Source organism: Blastocatellia bacterium, assembly GCA_025054955.1.
Classification (GTDB): domain Bacteria; phylum Acidobacteriota; class Blastocatellia; order HR10; family J050; genus JANWZE01.
In genome coordinates this window covers 1-20,661 of sequence record JANWZE010000137.1, presented here as the reverse complement: position 1 = coordinate 20,661, position 20,661 = coordinate 1, and the positions used below count along the sequence as shown (strand labels likewise).

Annotated in this window: 14 protein-coding genes and 1 tRNA gene; 10 read left to right on the top strand and 5 right to left on the bottom strand. The window is 57.7% G+C overall.

From position 1 onward, the window contains the following. Window positions 1-106: 106 nt before the first annotated feature. From NZ823_16930 to npdG, 5 genes are all read right to left on the bottom strand, one after another. Complete coding sequence (locus tag NZ823_16930; GenBank protein MCS6806812.1) at window positions 107-1,672, bottom strand: CRTAC1 family protein; 1,566 nt, start codon at window positions 1,670-1,672, stop codon at window positions 107-109. Next, window positions 1,660-2,058 (bottom strand): DUF309 domain-containing protein, encoded by a 399-nt coding sequence (locus NZ823_16925; protein ID MCS6806811.1) that lies wholly within the window; start codon window positions 2,056-2,058, stop codon window positions 1,660-1,662. The genes NZ823_16930 and NZ823_16925 overlap by 13 nt, the downstream gene beginning before the upstream one ends. Beyond that, entirely contained in the window at window positions 2,058-3,056 is a 999-nt protein-coding gene (locus NZ823_16920; GenBank protein MCS6806810.1) for an isocitrate dehydrogenase (NAD(+)), read from the bottom strand. Before NZ823_16920 ends, NZ823_16925 begins: the two co-directional genes overlap by 1 nt. 12 nt (window positions 3,057-3,068) lie before the next feature. After that, window positions 3,069-4,550 carry an amidohydrolase family protein gene (locus tag NZ823_16915; protein MCS6806809.1) on the bottom strand — a complete coding sequence of 494 codons (1,482 nt, stop codon included), beginning with the start codon at window positions 4,548-4,550 and terminating at the stop codon, window positions 3,069-3,071. A 283-nt stretch (window positions 4,551-4,833) separates the two neighbouring features. Beyond that, window positions 4,834-5,502: an NADPH-dependent F420 reductase gene (npdG, locus tag NZ823_16910; protein MCS6806808.1), complete on the bottom strand. Its 669-nt coding sequence runs from the start codon at window positions 5,500-5,502 to the stop codon at window positions 4,834-4,836. A 143-nt stretch (window positions 5,503-5,645) separates the two neighbouring features. Here npdG and NZ823_16905 point away from each other — a divergent pair, with 143 nt between their 5' ends. The 10 genes from NZ823_16905 to NZ823_16860 all read left to right on the top strand — a co-directional run. Next, window positions 5,646-6,620, top strand: a complete 975-nt coding sequence (locus tag NZ823_16905) for a KpsF/GutQ family sugar-phosphate isomerase (protein MCS6806807.1) — start codon at window positions 5,646-5,648, stop codon at window positions 6,618-6,620. Window positions 6,621-6,666: 46 nt separating this feature from the next. After that, complete coding sequence (gene gap / locus NZ823_16900) at window positions 6,667-7,674, top strand: type I glyceraldehyde-3-phosphate dehydrogenase (GenBank protein MCS6806806.1); 1,008 nt, start codon at window positions 6,667-6,669, stop codon at window positions 7,672-7,674. A 110-nt stretch (window positions 7,675-7,784) separates the two neighbouring features. Next, window positions 7,785-8,963 (top strand): phosphoglycerate kinase, encoded by a 1,179-nt coding sequence (locus NZ823_16895; GenBank protein ID MCS6806805.1) that lies wholly within the window; start codon window positions 7,785-7,787, stop codon window positions 8,961-8,963. A gap of 82 nt (window positions 8,964-9,045) precedes the next feature. After that, the gene (locus NZ823_16890) at window positions 9,046-9,570 is read left to right on the top strand and encodes a hypothetical protein (protein ID MCS6806804.1); all 525 of its coding nucleotides are present in this window, start codon (window positions 9,046-9,048) and stop codon (window positions 9,568-9,570) included. A 14-nt stretch (window positions 9,571-9,584) separates the two neighbouring features. After that, window positions 9,585-10,457, top strand: coding sequence for a metallo-mystery pair system four-Cys motif protein (locus NZ823_16885; protein MCS6806803.1), 873 nt, complete (start codon window positions 9,585-9,587; stop codon window positions 10,455-10,457). A 7-nt stretch (window positions 10,458-10,464) separates the two neighbouring features. After that, entirely contained in the window at window positions 10,465-11,646 is a 1,182-nt protein-coding gene (locus tag NZ823_16880) for a di-heme enzyme (GenBank protein ID MCS6806802.1), read from the top strand. 24 nt (window positions 11,647-11,670) lie between these two features. Continuing rightward, window positions 11,671-12,432 (top strand): triose-phosphate isomerase, encoded by a 762-nt coding sequence (gene tpiA, locus NZ823_16875; GenBank protein MCS6806801.1) that lies wholly within the window; start codon window positions 11,671-11,673, stop codon window positions 12,430-12,432. A 5-nt stretch (window positions 12,433-12,437) separates the two neighbouring features. Further along, on the top strand, window positions 12,438-12,887 hold the full coding sequence (gene secG, locus NZ823_16870) for a preprotein translocase subunit SecG (GenBank protein ID MCS6806800.1): 450 nt from the start codon (window positions 12,438-12,440) through the stop codon (window positions 12,885-12,887). A gap of 73 nt (window positions 12,888-12,960) precedes the next feature. Next, window positions 12,961-13,045 (top strand) — tRNA-Leu (locus NZ823_16865). A gap of 375 nt (window positions 13,046-13,420) precedes the next feature. Continuing rightward, the coding region (locus NZ823_16860) for a choice-of-anchor D domain-containing protein (GenBank protein ID MCS6806799.1) at window positions 13,421-20,661 on the top strand (7,241 nt) is incomplete at its 3' end.

Below are 20,661 nucleotides of genomic sequence, written 5' to 3'. Positions count from 1 at the left end.
GTGGGGCCCCAGCTAAACGCAAACTGAAAATCGTTCTAGTTGACCGGTTCGGTGATTGAAGGTCGAACCGCCACGTAGCAGGTGAGTAGACCTGCGCTCGTTCGGACTAATTGGCTGGTTCTGTGATCGTCAGTATTTGGTCGGCAGCTACTGCCCTCAGGTGTTGCCTGAGTCCACTCGGCCAGCGGATGATCAGCCAATCAACTGTGTGTGTTGAACCAAGTCCGAAATGAATGATCGAGCTGTTTTGCGAGAGTAGGTGCGAGCCGCCATTTTGTTCGCGGAATTGCGTCAGGCCGCCGGCCATCAGTGTGACGGTCGCGCCGACGCCATCGCGGTTGCTGCGCGTGCCAACCAGTTTGAGCGTCAGCCAGTGGTTCTGGTTTCCGTTGTTGCGGTAGAGCAGATGACTGTAGCGGCCACCGCTGATGCGCTGATCGGTCAGGAACAGGTCGAGGAAACCGTCATTGTTGTAATCGCCCCAGGCGGCGCCCCATTGTATGCTGGAGTTTTCCATTGACAGCCCGGCCAACGCTGCAACATCAGTGAATGTGCCATCGCCATTGTTGCGGTAGAGCCGTGGAGCGTGTGAAGACAAGCTGAGGTAGAGATCCAGGTCGCCGTCGTTATCATAATCGCCCCAGAGAGCGGCGCGCGCGGCTCGCTGCTCAGCGACGCCGGCGCGGAGGGCGACGTCGGTGAATGTGCCATCGCCATTGTTTTCGTAGAGTGAATGCGGGGATTGTTCATTGACGACAAACAGATCAAGATCGCCATCATTGTCATAATCGCCCCAGGCGGCGCCCTGACTATAACCGGTCAGAGGCAGCTTTACCGCTGCGGTGACATCGGTGAACGTGAAACCACCCTCATTGCGATACAGGCGGTTGAGCGGCGGATCAAAATTCCTATCACGTGGGTCGCGCGTTTCGGTGATGAATACATCCATCCAGCCATCTTGATTGTAATCAGCCCACACAGTCGCTTTTCGGTCCGAGCGTGACCCGCTGAGTCCAGCATGCGCGGTCATGTCAACAAACGTACCGTCGCCACGATTGCGGTAAAGCCGATTCGATGTTGCATGGTTGGTGATAAACAAGTCGAGAAAGCCGTCATTGTCTACGTCTACCCATGTCGCCGTTCGACCACGCCCGCCCGGATCGGCGACACCAGCCGTTTCGGCAACATCAATGAATCCGCGTGGCCCATCGTTACGCAGAAGGCTATCCGGCTGACCGTTGCCGCGAGAGATGTAGAGGTCCAGATCGCCGTCGTTATCAAAATCGCCCCACGCCGGCGAATGATCGTCGTTTTTGCCCGTTGAATTATTGCGTTGCGCCGCGCGCCCCATCAGGCTCTGCATGCGAAACAGCAAGTTGAATCTGCCATTGCCATTGTTTTGATAGAGCACGCTGTCGCCTGCCGGCGGGACGGTCAGGTGATGGCAGGTGAACAGGTCAAGATCGCCGTCATGATCGAAGTCACCCCAGGCAGCGCCTTCGACGTTCCCGTTGTCGGCCAGGCCAGTTTCGGCTGTAACATCGGTGAACGTTGTTTGCATCGTCCGGGAGATAGCAGGCAAGCGCGGCAGCCATCCTACCAGCAGACAGACTCCCAGCGCAGGTATGAGCCAGTGATTGGCCAGCCGGCGCTTTTTTTCTAAAGCTGGCATAACTGAATCCTCGGCTGCCGGGGCGGGCGATGCCGACCAGCGCGGGCTTCTTCGACGGTGAAGGCGAAAAACGCGTCCAGTTGTTCAATGAACGCTTTCACGTCCAACGACATGAATTGATCAGGCAGTTGAGCCAGGCGCTCTTTGGCTTTGCGGTGCATGGTGCGGGCGGCGCCGAATCGTTCAACTTCGTAATCATACAAGGCGACGGCTGCCATGATCAGTCCTTGATAAAAGAGTTTCTCCTGACCGCAGGCGGTTACCCAGATGTCTTCCAGCACCTCATGGCATTCGTAGTAGTGACCGGCGTTAAACAGCTCAATGCCTCGCAAGTATTCGGACGGATAGAGCTGCGCGTGCTCTGCGGTGTAGGCCGGCTCTGTCATCACAGTTCGTTGATGATTGCGTTGGTGTATTCGGTGGTTGTGGCGTGACCGCCGAGATCGCGTGTGCGGACCTCGCCGCGCGAGAGCACCCGTTCGAGCGCTTGTCGGATGCGGTCAGCCGCCTCGCGTTCATTCAGGTGCTGGAGCATCATAATGGCTGAGAGAATGAGCGCCGTGGGATTGGCTAGGTTCTTGCCGGCAATATCCGGCGCCGTGCCGTGTACGGCTTCAAACACAGCCACGTCTGTGCCGATGTTGGCCCCAGGCGTCACGCCAAGACCGCCAACCAGTCCCGCCGCCAAGTCCGAGATGATGTCGCCATAAAGATTCTCCAGCAGCAGCACATCAAACTGTTGGGGATTCATCACCAGTTGCATGCAGGCGTTATCAACGATCTTGTCATCGGCGTCAATGTCAGGAAATTCACGCGAGACGCGATGAAAACAATCGAGGAAGAGGCCGTCGGAGAGTTTCATGATGTTGGCTTTGTGAACAGCGGTGACTTTCTTGCGCCCTTCACGCCGAGCCAACTCGAAGGCATAACGGGCGATGCGCGTGGAAGCCTTTTCGGTGATGATTTTCAACGATTCGACCACGCCCGGCACGACGATGTGCTCCAAGCCGGAATAAAGGTCCTCGGTGTTTTCACGAATGACGATGAGGTCTACGTTTTCAAACTTCGTCTGGACGCCCGGCAGGTTACGAATGGGACGAACGCTGGCATAGAGGTCAAGCTCTTTGCGCAGCCGCACATTCACGCTGGTGTAGCCGCCGGCCACAGGCGTTGTGACCGGCCCTTTGATAGCCACGCGATTGAGTTTGATGGATTGAACAATGTGACTGGGCAGCGGGTCGCCGAACCGATTGGCCGCTTCGACGCCGGCGATGAATTCCTCCCATTCGATCTGCACGCCGGTGGCTTCGACCACCCTGACCATCGCCGCCGCCACTTCCGGCCCGATGCCTTCGCCGGGGATGAGCGTAACCTTATGTTTCATCGCGTCCGCTCCCTAGCGTGTGCCAAGCTCAGTGGTGGAGGCGCTGAGATTTTTGACCACTTTTCCATTTTTGATGACGACGCTGACGCGACGAAACGCGCGACGATCAAACGCCGGATCACTGTGCAGGCTGGTTGCATCGCTATCGAGCAGGATAATGTCAGCCAGTTTTCCCGGTTCAATGGTTCCTAGGATTTTCTCTTTCCCTAACACCTCCGCGCCGTTCTTGGTATACATTTGAATGACATCCATGACCGGCAATCCTGCGCTGATGTAAAACTCAATGTCACGATAGATGCGCCCGTGTGGCACCAAATCAGAGCCAGTATCAGGACCCAATGCCATCTTCACGCCAATGGAGTGAGCGCGCACCACGGCATTGAATGCGTCGCGTAATGCCCGCTGCGGGTCATACTGCCTGATTGTGCGCCAATCTTCCATATTCTTGCGCCACACGGCAGCGCGCTGTTTGAGCGCCGACAACCACTCAGCGGGCAACAGTTCCGCCAACGGCGACTCGATCAGCTCGTCATCGCTGCGCATCAACGGGTCAAGCTGCTGCGCTTGAAGTTGGAACAGGGTTGGCACAAGGATCATGTTTTGGCGCGCCATCTGCCGCAGCAGCAGATCATTGTTAGCGCGCAGCACGGCGCTGTGCTCCAATGAATCGGCTCCTGCGTCAATGGCGAGTCGCACGGCCTGCTCGTGCGGCACATCCGTGTGAACAGCCACTTTCAGGTTGGCCTCGCGCGCCGTTCTAATGATCGCTTTCAATTCTTCGAGCGTTGGCAACGGACGCTGGGCTACCAGCCGAACTTTGATCAGGTCCACGCCTTTGGCGATCAACTCGCGCGTGCGGCTTCGGGCCTCCCGAACGCCGTCAAACTCCACGCAATTGGCTAACGCTGGCGCATCACTGCTCTTTTTGATCAGTTGTTGGCCGGCAGCAAATAAGCGTGGACCAACCGCTTCAATCTGCTGGCGCATTTGCAGCACCAGATTACTCGATCCCATATCGCGGATGGTGGTCACGCCTGACTGTAAATCCAACTGAGCATTTTGCAGGATCGCTTGCTTGAGTTTCTCTGGCGTATTGACCAGTTCACGGTCATCATCTCCCAGTCCGATGCCTTCCAGATGATTGTGTGCGTCAATGATGCCCGGCAAAATCGTTTTGCCACGCGCATCAATGATCTCAACCTGTGGGGGAATGCTCAGGCGCGCGCGTGGTCCGACGGCAACGATTTTGTCACCGGCAATCAGCACCACCGCGTCCGCATAGGGAATACGCCCCGTTCCATCAATGAGCCAGCCTCCGACGATGGCCAGCGTCGGTTCCAGAGCGTCTGGCCCATTGAGCAGTTCTGGCGCGCTGATGCTGGCGATTTCTGTTTGACCCGGATCATCACCATGTTGGCCGGAACCAACCGCAGTCGGCCATGAGCCGACAACCACTATGAGCATGAGCAGCAGAATGTGTCGTCGCGTCATCATCTTGGTTTCACTCATCCCTGATTATGGCAGCATGCCGCGCCATCGCGTGCACGCGCGGCTTCGACGCCCGGTTCCTAAGAATTTGGTTACATCAGACCTTCATTATACGGGCGATCACAGCGTTCGGCAATGAGCGCAGTGTTGAGCAACGTGAGCATTACGTGAGGCAGCGGCGTGACGCTCATACCAACTGCGGATCACAAGACCACGTTCATCGAGCCAAAAAGCATGGCGAACTTGAACTGACTGAGCAGGGAATGTGCGATCTTCACTCGGCCTGGTATCAGAGGCCTGTCACACGGATGCCTGCATGATGCGTTTTGTAGCGAATGTTCATGCCCACCAACAGGGCCGTGATCGCTTCGACGATGCGTGAGTTCTCCAGCCGCCCGCCGTCCACATAGCGACACTCTTTGATCACTTCGACCAGTGGGCGGACCCGCTCCTTGGCCGCCGCGCTGTTGCCGCAAACGATCACGTCGCACTCAATCGGCCGGTCTAATGCCTGCAACGTCTGAGCAGCGACATGATGGAAGGCCGAAACGACATCAACGCCCTGGGGAACGGCTTGAGCTGCCTGCTCGGCTGCCGAACCAGCCCACACGCCAAGCAAACGAGTGGCGCGGCCACCAACAGCCGCTTCCAACGGCACGGTCACATCAATGAGCACATCACCGGGTTTGAAGCTCTCCTTGATGCTTTTCAGAATCCCAAGCTGCGCGGCAAACGGCACAGTCAGCACGATCAACGACGTCGCTTTCACAGCTTCAGCGTTCATCATGCCTTCGACGCAGACTTCCGGTCCGAGTATGGATGTCACCTGCTGAGCCGCCGCTTGCGCCCGCCCATGGTCGCGCGAGCCAATGATAATGGGATAGCCGGCGCGCGCCCACCGCAAGGCTAAACCAAATCCCTGATCGCCGGTGCCACCGATAATCGCAATTCGCTCCATCTGAGTCATACTCCTCCAAGCAATATCCGTCAATATCCGTGCGGTCTGGCATTGTAACCGGTTTTCCCATCTTTGACGATGCGCGCGCCAAAATGCTAACATGGCAGCCCATGACGCAGGTGACGGCTGAAGTGAGATCGCAAATGCAAATTCCTATCAAATCACAAAACGAGGCTGACGTGCTCTCGTGGGGACGCCAGGTCATTCAACTGGAGGCGCAGGCCCTGACACAACTGGCCCAACGGCTCGACCATTCATTCAACGTCGCCGTTGAACGGATTCTGGCCTGCCGGGGACGCATCGTCACATCGGGCATGGGAAAAGCAGGGCTGATTGCGCAGAAAATCGCCGCGACGTTTGCTTCAACGGGAACGCCCAGCATCTTTCTTCATCCGGCTGAAGCGATGCACGGTGACCTGGGCATGGTTTCGCCAGGCGATGTTGCCTTGCTCTTTTCCAACACTGGTGAGACAGAAGAGTTGATCCGGCTGGTTCCTCATCTTCGGCAACGAGAAGTCATCCGCATTGCTATCACTGGGCGCCGTGATTCCAATCTGGCCAGAGCCAGTGATGTTGTGTTGGACATCGGCGTTGTCGAAGAAGCGTGTCCATTGCGGCTGGCGCCATCCAGTTCGACAACGGCGCTGTTGGCAATGGGCGATGCGCTGGCGCTGACCGTGTTGAAAGCGCGAGGCTTTACCGAAGAAGATTTCGGACGACTCCATCCGGCCGGCTCGTTGGGTCGTCAACTGAGTCGCGTTGAGGATGTCATGCGCACGGGTGAACGATGTCCTTGTGTGGAGCCCTCTACACCGGTGCGGGAGGTCGTGGCACAGCTCAGTCGCGCGCGCGGTGGACTGGCTTGCGTCGTGGATGCTGAGGGACGATTGTTGGGCGTGTTTACCGACGGCGACTTCCGTCGGTGTTGGGCCAAAGACCCGTTCATCGGCGAGCGACCCGTTCAACAGGTGATGACGCGGGGCGGGCTCTGGGTCAGTTGCGGCACGCTCGTGCGCGACGCCACGGCGCTGATGGCTGAGCGGCACGTCAACGCGTTACCGGTGTTGAACGAGCTTGGTCGTGTGGTCGGTTTGGTAGACATTCAAGACCTAGTGTGAGTATAATGCCCGCTCCCAAATATTCTCGACAAGGAGGACTCATCCAATGGCAATAAAGGTCGGCATTAACGGATTTGGTCGCATTGGACGCAATGTCTTTCGCGCGGCGCTCGGCGACAGCGACTTCGATTTCGTCGCCGTCAATGATTTAACCGATACCAAAACACTGGCCCATTTGCTCAAGTACGATTCGATTCTAGGCAATCTGGAACACGAGATTTCCGCCACCGATACGACCATCAAAGTCAACGGCGATGAGTTCCGCGTCTTTTCCGAAAAAGACCCGGCCAAGATTCCCTGGGAAGAGGTTGGCGCCGAGATTGTCGTTGAATCTACAGGTCGGTTCACTGATAAAGAAAAAGCCGCCGCTCATCTGCGCGGTCCGGTCAAGAAAGTCATCATCAGCGCGCCGGCGAAGAACGAAGACATCACCATTGTGCTCGGCGTCAATGAACACGCTTATGATCCGGCTATCCATCACGTCATCTCCAATGCTTCGTGCACAACGAATTGCCTGGCGCCGGTGGCCAAGGTGCTGCACCAACATTTCGGTATCCGCAAAGCCCAGATGACGACCATTCACTCATACACCAACGATCAAGTGATCCTCGACTTCCCGCACAAAGACCTGCGACGCGCCCGCGCGGCGGCGCTCTCCATGATTCCTACGTCAACGGGCGCAGCCAAAGCGGTCGCCCTTGTGCTGCCCGAATTGAAAGGCAAGTTTGACGGTATCGCTGTGCGCGTCCCGACGCCGAACGTCTCGCTGGTGGACGTCGTCTGCGAGTTGGAAAAAGAGACGACCACCGAAGAAGTCAATCGCGCACTCAAGAACGCGGCCAATGAAGAGCTGCGCGGCATCCTGGCGTTTGAAGAAGCGCCGCTTGTCTCGAGCGATTTTCGTCGCAATTCACATTCGTCTATCGTGGATGCCGAGTACACCAAAGTGATCGGCGGGAATATGGTCAAGGTACTGGCGTGGTACGACAATGAGTGGGGCTATAGTTGTCGCGTGCGCGATTTGATCAAGTACATTGCTGCTAAGGGCCTGTAGCAGCAGTGGACAGCCAACAGGTGCATGAGATTGGAATGATCCTCCATGCTGCCCACTGACCACTATACCTGACCACTGATCTGACCACGGTGCACCACGGAGTACCACGTATGGCTAAGTTATCAATTAAGGACCTCCATCTCCGCAATCAACGTGTGTTCATGCGCGTTGATTTCAACGTGCCAATCAAAGACGGCCAGGTGACGGACGCCTCACGGATCGAAGCAGCCTTGCCCACCATCCGGTATGCGCTGGCAGAGGGCGCGCGATTGATTCTGGCATCGCATCTAGGCCGACCCAAAGGCCAACGCAATATGGCCTATTCGCTGGAGCCGGTCGCCCGCGCGCTTTCAGAGCTGCTCGGTCAAACGGTGAGGTTTGTGCCTGATTGCATCGGTGAGGATGTCCAAGCGTTGGTCAACTCGCTGAAGGCGGGCGAGGTGCTCTTGCTGGAAAACTTGCGATTCTACCCAGAAGAAGAAGCCAACGACGAAGCTTTCTCCCGGCAACTGGCCGCATTGGCTGACATCTACGTCAACGATGCGTTCGGCACAGCTCACCGCGCCCACGCCTCGACGGTGGGCATCACCCGATTCGTCGCCAAGTCGGCTGCCGGCTTGCTCATGCAAAGAGAATTGGACTATCTGACTCAAACGCTGAATCCGCCACATCCATTCGTCGTCATCTTGGGCGGCGCGAAAGTCTCCGACAAGATCCCTGTCATTAGGAATTTGCTCAAACGAGCCGATGCGATTTTGATCGGTGGAGCCATGGCCTACACATTTCTCAAGCAAAAAGGTATGGATGTTGGCGCTTCGCGGGTCGAAGATGACAAGCTGACATTCACCCAACAACTCATGGACGAGGCAGCCGCTCTCCATGTGGCATTGGAATTGCCCAGCGATCACGTAGTCGTTGATTTGAATGATCAGTCCAGTCAACCACAGGTGGTGACCGATCGCATTCCTGCTGGATTGGCTGGCGTGGACATTGGCCCGCAGACGGTGGAGCGATACAAAACTCACATCGCCCAGGCTGCCATGATTGTCTGGAATGGGCCGATGGGCATTTTTGAGCGCCCGCCCTTTGATCGTGGGACCGTGGCGATTGCCCATGCTGTGGCTGATTGTTCGGCTATCAGCATCATTGGCGGCGGTGATTCTGTCGCTGCTGTGCATCAGGCTGGTGTAGCCCATCGGATGAGTCATATTTCCACTGGCGGCGGCGCGACCCTGGAATTTCTGGCAGGTGATCAGTTGCCCGGCGTCGCTGCATTGACAGAGAAGTAACAGCCAATACGACACGGGACCTACGCTGCATCAGTGGCGCCGCCATCTCGTTGTGTCGTTCAGTAGTTGGCAAGGAAGTCTTATGAACACGAAGAGGAAATGGTTTCATTGGGGGATGACTGTGACGGCCCTGCTGATCGCTTTCATCTCTGTGGTGTGGTCTCGTTCCAGCAGCCGGCCGGCGCATGGCGGTTTGCCAGATGGTTCCTGGATTGTCTCTATTTTGCCGACCAGCGGCCCACCGGGCACGGAGCTACCGCCTCTGTTTTATGCGTTGATAACCATGACCAACGAGGGCAGTTTAGTCCAATCCGATATTATGCCGCCTGGTTTGCCGCAGACGGCGACGCCGGCACACGGCGAATGGACGCCTATTTCCTATAACCAATTTGCGCTGACTTACTTCAAACTGCTGTCGAATGGGAAAGGCAGGTTTCAAGGCATTCTGAAGATACGCGAGATCATCACGCTCGACATTACCGGCACCAAATACAGCGGCCAAGGACAGATCGAAGTGCTCAATGAAGACGGTGACGTGACAGCTTCGTTTGAGATTATCACGCAGGCGTCGCTCATCCGCGTTGAGCAGTTTAAGTCACAGTTGTAGTGTGTGGAGGTATTATGTGGCACATGCAAGTCAGATTGCTCGTATGGGTGCTCGTGCTCACCTCAGCGGCGGCATTGCTGCCGATTTCCAGCCAGTCACAGGAAATCAGACCCGTGACGATTCGGTTTCGAGTTGTCGTCGGCAACGAACCCTTTGCCTGTGGTGCAAGTTACTCGAATATCGGCATAACCCGGTCCACAATTACGCCGAGCGATTTCCGTTTTTACGTGCATAACATCCGCCTGCTTGATGGCATGAACAACGCTGTGCCTGTGCAGTTAGATCAGGATGAGATGTGGCAACTGGAGCATCTAGCGTTGTTGGATTTCGAGAACGGCGCAGGACCTTGCCTGAATGGAACGCCGGAGCTTCGTGACATCGTGACCGGACACGTGCCGGCTGGCCACTATCGCGGCATTCAGTTCACCGTTGGCGTGCCGTTCGAGCGCAATCATCGAGACCCACTGACGCAGCCTTCGCCGCTCAATATCAGCTCGATGTTCTGGGTGTGGAATGTTGGTTACAAATTCCTACGCTTGGATATGCGCACAACCGGCTTGCCGCGTGGCGCTGCTGTGCATCTCGGCAGCACCAACTGCACGCCCAATGATACAGCATTGACCGTCCCCACCCGCTGCGCCAATCCGAATCGGCCGGAAATTACGCTGCTCGATTTCGATCCAGACAGTCACCTAATCGTGGCTGATTTGAAGGCGTTGCTGGACGGTGTTAATGTGGACGTCAATCAATCGGGCGCCGCCTTGTGCGAATCATCACCTAACGATACGGATTGCGCGCGAATCTTTCATAATCTAGGATTGCCATTCCGCGGCGTCGCCTCGTCTGGTCAAACGCTCTTCCGCGTTGAACCGGTGCCGCGTTCGTGAGGATGTTATGAACCGTCCAAGACTCAAATTGACGCTTCTTGTATTATTGGCTGTTGCGTGTCTCAGTGTGACCGTCACCGGTGGCCGCGCTTATCCGGCGGCTCAGTCAGGTGGGACACCGTATCAGTGGAACCTGCCTCCAGGATTTCCCCTGCCGCGCGTTCCTGCTGATAACCCGATGACGCAAGAGAAAGTTGAGCTGGGCCGTCATCTGTTTTATGAGCGACGGCTGTCGGTCACTGGCGCGTTTTCGTGCGCCTCTTGTCACCAGCAGGAGCTAGCCTTCACCGATGGGCAACCGGTGGCCATCGGCGCCACCGGTCAACGCCATCCGCGCAACAGCATGAGCTTGGTCAACGTCGCGTATAGCCCCGTGCTCACCTGGGCCAATCCCAACTTGCGCACACTGGAGCGGCAGGCGCTGGTGCCCATGTTCAACGAAAATCCTATCGAGTTGGGATTGGCAGGCCGCGAGGCTGAGGTGCTCGCGCGACTTCGCGCGGATGCCCGCTACCAGCGGCTTTTTCCTGCCGCCTTTCCTGCCGATGCCGATCCCTTTACTGTAAGCAACATCACCAAAGCACTAGCGGCGTTTCAACGCACGTTGATTTCGGGACGTTCCCCCTATGATCGTTATCGTTATGGCGGCGATCCATCGGCCGTATCGGAATCGGTCAAGCGCGGCGAAGCGTTATTCTTCAGCGAACGGCTTGAATGTTTTCATTGTCACAACGGTTTGAACTTCAGCAGCGTGTTGGATTATTCGGGCTTGTTCTCTCGTCAGATCGAGTATCACAACAACGGCCTCTATAACATTGACGGACAAGGCGCCTATCCGCCCGACAATACTGGCCTCTATGAATTCACGGGCCGACCCCAAGACATGGGCCGATTCAAAGCGCCAACGCTCCGCAACATTGCACTCACAGCGCCCTACATGCACGATGGCAGTATTGCCACGCTCGATGAAGTGCTCGATCACTATGCCGCCGGCGGACGCACGATTCACGACGGCCCTTATGCAGGCGTAGGCAGTGAGAATCCCTATAAGAGCGGCTTCGTCCGGGGCTTTGAACTGACGCCGGAAGAACGCGCTGACGTTCTCAGTTTTCTCCATAGCCTGACTGATTGGGAATTCATTCGCGATCCGCGCTTCAGCGATCCCCACAAGCCCGCCAAGACGCCTTAATCATCAGCAGGGAGGTTCACACCGATGCGAAAACCGATCATCGTCGGCAATTGGAAAATGTACAAGCTGGTGCATGAGGCTGTTGAAACGGTCTTGGCGCTCAAGCCGCTGGTTGCGCAAGTTCAGCATTGTGACATCGCTGTGGCGCCGCCGTTCACTGCGCTGAAGGCTGTAGCCGACCGGCTGGAAGGGTCCAACATCGGCGTCGCTGCGCAGGACGTATGCGATCAACCCGGATTCGCTGCGCGCACGGGTGAAATCAGCGCCATCATGCTTCGTGATGTCGGTTGCCGGTACGTGATCATCGGCCACTCCGAGCGGCGACAGTATTACGGCGATACAAACGGGCTAATTCGCGATAAAATTCGGGCTGCGCTTGATGCCGGTCTACGCCCGATTCTCTGTGTGGGTGAAACATTGCAACAACGCGAAGCGGGTCAGGAGCACACCGTCGTACAGACACAACTCAGTGAAGGGTTGAGCGGGTTGACAGCCCATGACCTCTCCCGTATGATACTGGCCTATGAGCCAGTTTGGGCTATCGGAACAGGTAAAACAGCCACGCCGGAAATCGCACAAGCTATGCACAGATTCATTCGACGACGCTTGAGCGAACAGGGCAGTGAGACGGTGGCTGAGCAAGTATGCATTCTGTATGGAGGCAGCGTGAAGCCGGATAACATTAGGGCATTGATGCAACAACCTGACATTGATGGTGCGCTCGTGGGCGGCGCCAGTTTGGAGGCCTCCAGTTTTGCCCAGATTGTACATTACATGGAGTCATAAAGAGCATGTGGTGGATTTATGCGATATTGATTGTTTATGTTTTGACATGCCTCGTGTTAATCACAGCGGTGCTGCTTCAACCGGGGAAAGCTGACGCAGCGGCGCTGTTCGGCGGCGGCGCTACTCAGACAGCCTTCGGGCCACGCGGCGCGCAAAATGTATTGGGCTGGACGACCTGGGTGACGGCAGGCATCATGATCTTATTGGCCTTGATCCTCTCCTTGCCAGGCGTGTTTGGTCCACAATCGGTAATTCAGGGTGGAGCCACCGTGCCTGTTGAACAATCAGCGCCGACATCAGCTACACCGCCGACAACGCCATCGCCAGCAGCAACTCCGGACGCGCAGCAGACGGCACCGACAGAATCGAAACCAGCGGCTCCGCCTGAGACTGCGAAGCCGGAGTCGGCGCCGGCTCCATCTACCCCGCCGGCATCATCCGCTCCCAAGCAGTAATTGCGGATGGCGAAACTGTGACGGCCAGCACTTGATGTTCGCTGCTGGCTCCACTGAGGAGGCAAGAAAGAGTGCCGAAGTGGTGGAACTGGTAGACACGCACGTTTGAGGGGCGTGTGGGGCAACCCGTGGGGGTTCGAGTCCCCCCTTCGGCACCATATTTGATCAATCCAAGTAGCGATCAATGCGTGGTAGGTACACTGATTATTTGCAAGACAGTCTAACCGGTTCTTTAGTTTTAACGTGGCCGTAAAAATTGATTTACAAAAAAAATCACTTATGTTAGAATGCGGCTTCCGTGGTTAGGGGGTATCGCTAAAAAGCTACAAGGAGGTAGACCTCATTTTGCTGAGGGGGAAATCAATTGTGAAGCTGTCAGGCCACAGCTTCAATCCAGATGTTGCCTCTGAATTGCCGTGTTGTATCTCTTCCCATGTGTATGCAGAAGGAACAGAGTGTTTCCCATTATCTCTGTCTTATTGTTTGAGCAGTTGCACCAGCCGTAAAGCAGGAAAATACGTAAGGAGGGCGTCATGAAACGTCTGCGCAGTAAGTATGCATTGTTAGGTGTAGTATCAATGATTGCCGCACTCAGTTTGGCCGGGTTGCAGGTGGTACGTGCTGACTGGGTGCATCGCCTCTTTCATCGTACCGGTTTGGCTTTGAGCCGTGTCTGGACCGGTTCACCAGAGGCGAAATCGCTTCCACAACAACAAACCATAAAAAGAACTGTTGACGTGGCAACACCGACGGGAGCGCTGACTAGCGAACCGGTAGCCGCTGTGCTAGCCGACCTCAATGCAGATGGTCGCTCGGAGCTGATTGTAGCTCATGCCAACAGCGTGCTCAGTGTTCGTGCCGGCCAAGCAAGAGGCACATTTGGCGCTCCGACGTCGTTTAGCCTGGAGGCCCGGCCCAGCGCGTTAGCGGCTGGTGACGTGACTGGGGATGGCCATGTTGATATTGTCATAGCCGATGCTCAATCTCCTTCATTGCTCATTTTAGTGGGTGATGGCAAAGGCGGATTGCCACAAGCTCAGCGCGTCGTTCTAAGTGGCATACCGAGCCAAGTGGTGGTGAAGGATTTCATGGGCGACGTGGGCGTCGAAGTGGTGACTGCCGTCAGTAACCAAGGCGGAACGCAGTTGCTCATCTGGAGCGATCTTGGTCAGGGGCGCACACTGGAACTCTCGCCCAACCAACTGGCCGTGCCTTTCCAAGAAGCCGTTTCACGGTTGGAGGTCGGCTACTTTGATGCAGACTCATACGTGGATATTTTTGTCGCTGGCCAGGAGCAGATGGCGGTGTTGTTTGGCAATAGCTCAGCGCCGTTTGAGCGAGCCAAGACTCTGCCACTGGAGACCGAGTTGCTCGACAGCGTCGTCGGTGACTTTAACGGCGATGCGCGAACTGATGTGGCCGTGCTCGATAGCGCCACGCGCCATGTCCTTATATATAGTGCCAATGAAGCCGGTCAGTGGGGCGTGCGTGAACGGCTCAACGCAGCGGCTAACCGACTGGCCGTCGCCGATATTGACAATGACCGAGTTGCTGACCTGATCGCCGTGCGCACAGCCGCTGAGCAAGTGGCTATCTATCATGGCGCTCGTCAGGGCTCGATGAACGAGGTTGTTAACCCAATTGATGGCCAACCCGTCTACGCCGTGGCCGGTTATCTGGATAAGGACAATCGCATGGATGTGGTGGTCCTGAAGCAAGAAGGCCTCTCCTTGCTCTTAACTGGCCCAGAAGATTCGCCCAGCGCCGACAGTCCCATTACGGCGATTGATCCGCTGGAATACGACATCCAGGTTCCGGAAGGTGAATGCCGGACCGTGCCAATCAGAATTACGATTGTCCCGACGGTGTTCCGTCCGCTCGATATTTATCTGCTGGTAGATTCTAGCAACAGCTTCAGCAATAATTTGACTCAGTTCCTCCAATCAAGCGACCGATTCGTTGATGATTTATTAGCCTTGCGGAGCGGCAACATTCGTCTCGGTCTGGGCACATTCATTGATTATCCAATTCAGCCATTCGGCGAATTACTCGATTATGCCTATCGTCGTGAGATTGATCTGACGCCTGTGGACACATCCACACGGACACGCTTGATCAATGCTTTCAGAAACGTCAGACCGCGTGGCGGCGGTGACTTGCCCGAATCACAATTGCCAGCATTATTCCAGGCAGCGACGGGCGCTGGCCAATTTGAGCCGTGCGGCCGACGTCGCGCCAACATTGATCCGGACCAGCAGGCCAATTTCATGCGCGACGTGGATGTGGAGAAGATCATTGTATTGATCACCGACGCTACTTTCCACGAAGCTGGCGACCCGGGCACCTGCCCCTATCCGGGGCCAAGCTTTGCCGACACGATGGCCGCATTGAATCAGCGCGGCATTAAAGTGGTCGGTATTGCGGTGGATGGCGGTTCTACGCCACCAGCTCAGGTCACTGCGGCGCTGCGTCGGATCGCCGAAGCGACCAACACGCGCGCCAAAGGGCCGATTGATTGCGATGGCAACGGCACGATTGATATTCCAACCGGCGCGCCCATTGTGTGCCCGCCCAGCGGTAACGTCGCGCTGAAGGATGTCATCCTGCGCGCGGTTCGCGGGTTTGATCTGCCTGTGCCGTTAACATTGGAAGTGGATCGCGATTGCAGCCCAGCGACGTTCATGATTGATCCGCCCGTGCAGTTCGTCAATCCGTTGACGGGTGGGACCTTTGTGTTCAACGTCACCTGGTGCTGTCCATGTCCATCGGCGCCGGGCGTCTGCCGATTTGAGACCAAGGTCATTCTGGATGAAATTATTCGCGCCAGGATACCATCACGTGTTGAGTGCGTCCGACCAGTCTGCGAAGTGAGTCCTGCCTCCATAGACTTCGGCGATGTGTGCGTCGGACAGAATGCTGAACGCACGATTACTATTCGCAGTACAGGGAACGGTTCATTCACCGTCACCCAACTGGTTTCCAATAATCCGGCGTTCACCGTTGTCTCGACCAGTGTCCCGCTGCCGCGAACGCTGGCGCCTGGTCAGAGCATGACTGCCAGAGTGCGATTCAACTGCGCCGATGGCGGACCGCAAAGCGGCGTGATTAACATTGTGACTGACCCGGCCAGCAGTTGTACGGCTACGCCGCTGTGTGCGCCGGTTGCTGTCAGCGGCTTCTGTGTGAATATCACGCCGTCGGTGGCGCCGACCAGTCTCGATTTTGGTGATGTCTGCGTGGGTCAGAGCGCGACGCGCGTATTCCGCGTGCGTAATGTGCCGAATCCGGGCGCGCGCGACTTCACCATCAACACGGTGACATCGAATAATCCGGCATTCACCGTCACACCGTCTGGTCCGGTTACCGTCGAGGTGGGGCGTGCGGTGAATTTCACAGTTACGTTCAATTGCACGGCGCCTGGCCCGCAATCGGGCACGATCAGGTTCACCACGAGCAACGCAGCGAACTGCCCGCTTGATCTGGGCACAGTCAGTGTCTCTGGCACATGCTTGCGAGCGTCTGTAACAGTGGCCCCGACCAGTCTCGACTTTGGCGATGTCTGCGTGGGTCAAAGCGCTGATCGGACCTTCACAGTGACCAATACCGGCAATACTCCGGTCACGATTGACAGTGGCACTGTTGGTGGTGCGTTTACAATTGTCACGGCGCTGCCGGTGACGATTGCGCCGGGCGCAAGCGCGACGATCACCGTTCGTATGAGATGTACGTCGCCTGGCGCCCAAAGCGGTACAGTGGCGCTGTCGGCCTCCAGTGTGTGCGGGCCTGTGTCTGTGGCATCAGTGAGCCTGACTGGCTTCTGTGTGACGGTCAGCGGTAATGTGGACCCGGCGCTGATTAACATTGGTGATGTCTGCGTGGGTCAGACGGCCGACCGGACGTTCGTGGTCAATAACACAGGTAACCGTCCATTCACGATTAACACCATCACATCCAACAGCCCGGCAATTTCGGTGGTGGGTCCGGCGCTGCCCATCAATGTGCCGGCAGGCGGCAGCGTGACTGTGACCATACGGCTCACCTGCACCAGTCCGGGCGTGATTGATGCGACGATTTCGCTGGGTGTCTCCAGTATCTGCGGGCCTGTTGATGTGGGCACTGTGAGAGCCAAGGCCGTTTGTATCAACTCAGCCAGCGAGGTCGTTCCGACCAGTCTGGACTTCGGCACTGTGTGCGTGGGACAGAGCGCTGACCGCACGTTCGCGATTCGCAGTGTTGGCAATCGGCCATTCAGGGTCACGAGCATCACGTCGAATAACCCGGCGTTCACAATTGTAAGTCCGGCGTTGCCGGCAGATGTGCCCGAAGGCGCGACTGGACTAGTGGTGACCGTGCGGTTCACGTGCACTACCGCGGGCGCGCAAACCGGCACAATCTCGACCAGCGCGACCGGTCCGTGCGGTCCTGTGGCTGTTGCTCCGGTCAGCGTCAGTGGTACGTGCCAGGTGGCCAGCGGCGCAGTGAGTCCGACCACGCTGAACTTCGGCGATGTGTGTGTGGGTCAAAGCGCCGATCGTACATTCACCGTGACCAACACGGGCAATCTGGCCTTCACCATCAACTCGATTACTTCCAATAACCCATCGTACAGCATCGTGAGCCCAACGTTGCCGGCGACCGTGCCGGTGGGTGGCAGCGTGACCGTCACCGTGCGGCTCAGATGCACAAGCCCCGGCGTGCAAGCGGGGACGCTCGCGTTCGATGCTTCCAGCGCGTGCGGCGCTGTTGCGCTCAGTCCGGTCAGTCTCACGGGCAACTGCGTTGTGGCTACCGGTGATGTGAATCCGCGGGCGCTCGACTTCGGCGCGGTGTGCGTCGGCCAGAGCGCGGATCGCACGTTCGTGGTGAGCAACACGGGCACGACGCCATTCACGATCAATTCAGTGAGCGTGACCGGTCCGTTTGCCGTGGTGAGTCCGGCGCTGCCGGTCAATGTCGCCGTCGGCGGCAGCGTGACCATCACCGTTCGACTGAATTGCACCTCAGCCGGTGCGCAGTCCGGCACGGTGAGCTTCAGCGCAACCAGCGCATGTGGTCCCGTGGCGCTTGGCACGGTGAGTCTGAGCGGAACGTGCATCAGTATCACCGGTGACGTCAGTCCGCGCACCATCGCGTTTGGCGAAGTGTGCGTCGGCTCGAGCGCTGACCGATCGTTCACGGTAACCAACACGGGCAATGGTTCGTTCACCATTACCGCTGTCAGCATCGGTGGCGCGTACTCGTTGGTGAGTCCGGCGCTGCCGGTGACCATCCCGGCGGGTGGCTCGCAAGACTTCACTGTGCGATTGACTTGCACGTCTGCCGGCGTGCAGAATGCGACGGTCAGCTTCACGACCAGCAGTGCATGCGGTCCTGTGGCGCTTGGCACGGTCGCATTGACCGGCACGTGCATCCAGGCCACAGGCGATATCACTCCGCGAGCGATTGATTTCGGCGCTGTGTGCGTGGGTCAGAGCGCAGAGCGGACGTTCGTCATTAGCAATACTGGCAACACGCCGTTCAGGGTCAACGCGATTGTGTCGAACAATCCGGCGTTCACGATTGTCAGCCCGGCATTGCCGATCACCATTGCCGTCGGCGGCAGCGCGACCGTGACCGTGCGGTTGACCTGCACAAGCCCCGGCATGCAGACGGGCACGCTGGCGTTCGATGCAACTAGCGTCTGCACCTCAGTCAGCCTCGGCTCCGTCAGCTTGACTGGCACGTGCTTGCAAGTGGCCGGTGACGTGGCTCCGCGTACCCTTGATTATGGCGATGTCTGCGTGGGTCAGAGCGCGGATCGCACGTTTGTGGTGAGCAACCTTGGTAACACGCCATTCACCATCAACGCCATCAATGTCACAGGTCCGTTTGCCGTAGTCAGTCCGGCGCTGCCGGTTAACGTGCCGGTGGGTGGCAACGTGGCTGTGACCGTGCGCTTCTCCTGCGCGACGGGCGGCGCACAAGGCGGCGTGGTGAGCTTCCAGACCACGAGCGCCTGCGGGCCTGTGAGTCTGGGAACAGTCACCCTGAGGGGCTTCTGCGTTGCCATCACCTGCGCCGTGGCGCCCAGCACGTTGAGCTTCGGCAATGTCTGCGTGGGTCAGAGCGCCGACCGTAGCTTCACGATTAGAAACACGGGCAGCCGCGATCTGACGATCACCGCCGTGGCTTCGACCAACCCGGCCTTCGTCATTGTGGGTCCGGCGCTGCCGATCACGATCTCGGCAGGTGAAAGCGCTGATGTGACGGTGCGCTTCAGATGTACAGCGCCCGGCCCGCAAAGCGGCACGATCAACATCACAACCACAACGGTATGCGGTCCGGTGGTCTGCGCGTCAGTGAGCGTCACAGGCGTCTGCTTGCAGACGACAGGTGATGTGGCGCCGCGCGCGATTGACTTTGGCACCGTGTGCGTCGGCCAGAGCGCTGATCGGACGTTCACGGTGACCAACACCGGCAACACGCCGTTCAACTTAACAGCGATCAACTCGAACAATCCTGCGTTCACCGTGGTCAGCCCGACGCTGCCAGCACCTGTGCCGGTCGGTGGAAGCGTTACTGTGACCGTGCGGTTCCGCTGCACAACGCGAGGCGCTGTCACAGGCACACTAACGTTTGATTCGACCAGTGAGTGCGGCCCAGCCGCAGGGCTTGGATCAGTTAGCCTGACCGGCTTCTGCGCTGAAGGTGGTTGCGCGTTGAGCGGCAGGTCGCTTGACTTTGGCGAAGTGCTGTCGCCAGGCGCGGCTGATCAGACAGTGATTCTCAGCAACACAGGCAATGTGCCGTTGACAGTCAGCGCGGTCACGTCGAACAACCCGGCCTTCACGGTGGTTCAGCCGGTCGGTCCGGTGACCGTCGCTCCGGGCGAAGACTTGCTCGTGACAATCCGGTTCTCCTGCGCTGGTGGCGCAAGCGGTGTTCAGACCGGTGTCATCAGCATCACGGCGAGCACGGTGTGCGGCCCGGTCAACTGCGGCCAGATTGGCGTGCGTGGCGAATGCTTCGTTGACGCGCTCTGCCGCGTGCCGACAGCCAACATCAACTTCGGCGATGTGCTGGCGCGCGATTGCATCACGGGCGGCAGCAACACGGCTGACCGTACGCTGACCATCTGCAACGATGGCGACCGTCCGTTGAACGTTACCGCGATCAGGATTGACAATCCGCGGTTCACCGTGGTTGGCCCGCTGCCAGGTCCGATTGCGCCTGGTCAGTGTGCGAATGTCACGCTCCGATTCGAAGCGCGCGAGCTCGGTCCGCAAACCGCGGTGGCCGTGATTGAGTCCAATGCCAGGAACCCGGCAGCCTGCCGCGCGGTTCTGACCGGCAACGGCATCGTTGGGCCGCAGTGCATCTTCGTGCAGCCGCTGGGCACGCCGCCTGACTTCAACTTCGACCTACCGTTCCCGGATGTCGTCATCGGTGGCACGACGACTGAGAACGGTCTGGTGCAAGTGCTGAATTCGGGCGATCAGCCACTGGTCATCAACGAAGGTGGCCGCCGACCCGATGTCACCAACCTGTCATTCACGGTGCTTGGTTGGGACCTGGACGGCATCATTCCGCCGCTGGAGTTCCCGTTGAATCCGAATCCGGCAGTGCCGGCGCCAGAGATCACCATCGCGCCGGGTGATTCGATCTTCATGCTGGTGCGGTTCACCGGATTGGACATTGGGTCGCAGGTTGGCGCGATTCGGTTGTTCACCAATGAGTGCACGACTGATCCGAACAATCCGCCATGCGTGCTCAAGACGGTGCGCGGCAATGTGGT

Bases quoted from the DNA above. Each gene is read 5' to 3' on its own strand.
- NZ823_16895 (MCS6806805.1), top strand. From the start codon at position 7,785: ATGGCTAAGTTATCAATTAAGGACCTCCATCTCCGCAATCAACGTGTG.
- NZ823_16915 (MCS6806809.1), bottom strand. From the start codon at position 4,550: ATGATGACGCGACGACACATTCTGCTGCTCATGCTCATAGTGGTTGTC.
- NZ823_16930 (MCS6806812.1), bottom strand. From the start codon at position 1,672: ATGCCAGCTTTAGAAAAAAAGCGCCGGCTGGCCAATCACTGGCTCATA.
- npdG (MCS6806808.1), bottom strand. From the start codon at position 5,502: ATGGAGCGAATTGCGATTATCGGTGGCACCGGCGATCAGGGATTTGGT.
- gap (MCS6806806.1), top strand. From the start codon at position 6,667: ATGGCAATAAAGGTCGGCATTAACGGATTTGGTCGCATTGGACGCAAT.
- NZ823_16880 (MCS6806802.1), top strand. From the start codon at position 10,465: ATGAACCGTCCAAGACTCAAATTGACGCTTCTTGTATTATTGGCTGTT.
- NZ823_16925 (MCS6806811.1), bottom strand. From the start codon at position 2,058: ATGACAGAGCCGGCCTACACCGCAGAGCACGCGCAGCTCTATCCGTCC.
- NZ823_16905 (MCS6806807.1), top strand. From the start codon at position 5,646: ATGCAAATTCCTATCAAATCACAAAACGAGGCTGACGTGCTCTCGTGG.
- NZ823_16885 (MCS6806803.1), top strand. From the start codon at position 9,585: ATGTGGCACATGCAAGTCAGATTGCTCGTATGGGTGCTCGTGCTCACC.
- NZ823_16920 (MCS6806810.1), bottom strand. From the start codon at position 3,056: ATGAAACATAAGGTTACGCTCATCCCCGGCGAAGGCATCGGGCCGGAA.
- secG (MCS6806800.1), top strand. From the start codon at position 12,438: ATGTGGTGGATTTATGCGATATTGATTGTTTATGTTTTGACATGCCTC.
- NZ823_16890 (MCS6806804.1), top strand. From the start codon at position 9,046: ATGAACACGAAGAGGAAATGGTTTCATTGGGGGATGACTGTGACGGCC.
- tpiA (MCS6806801.1), top strand. From the start codon at position 11,671: ATGCGAAAACCGATCATCGTCGGCAATTGGAAAATGTACAAGCTGGTG.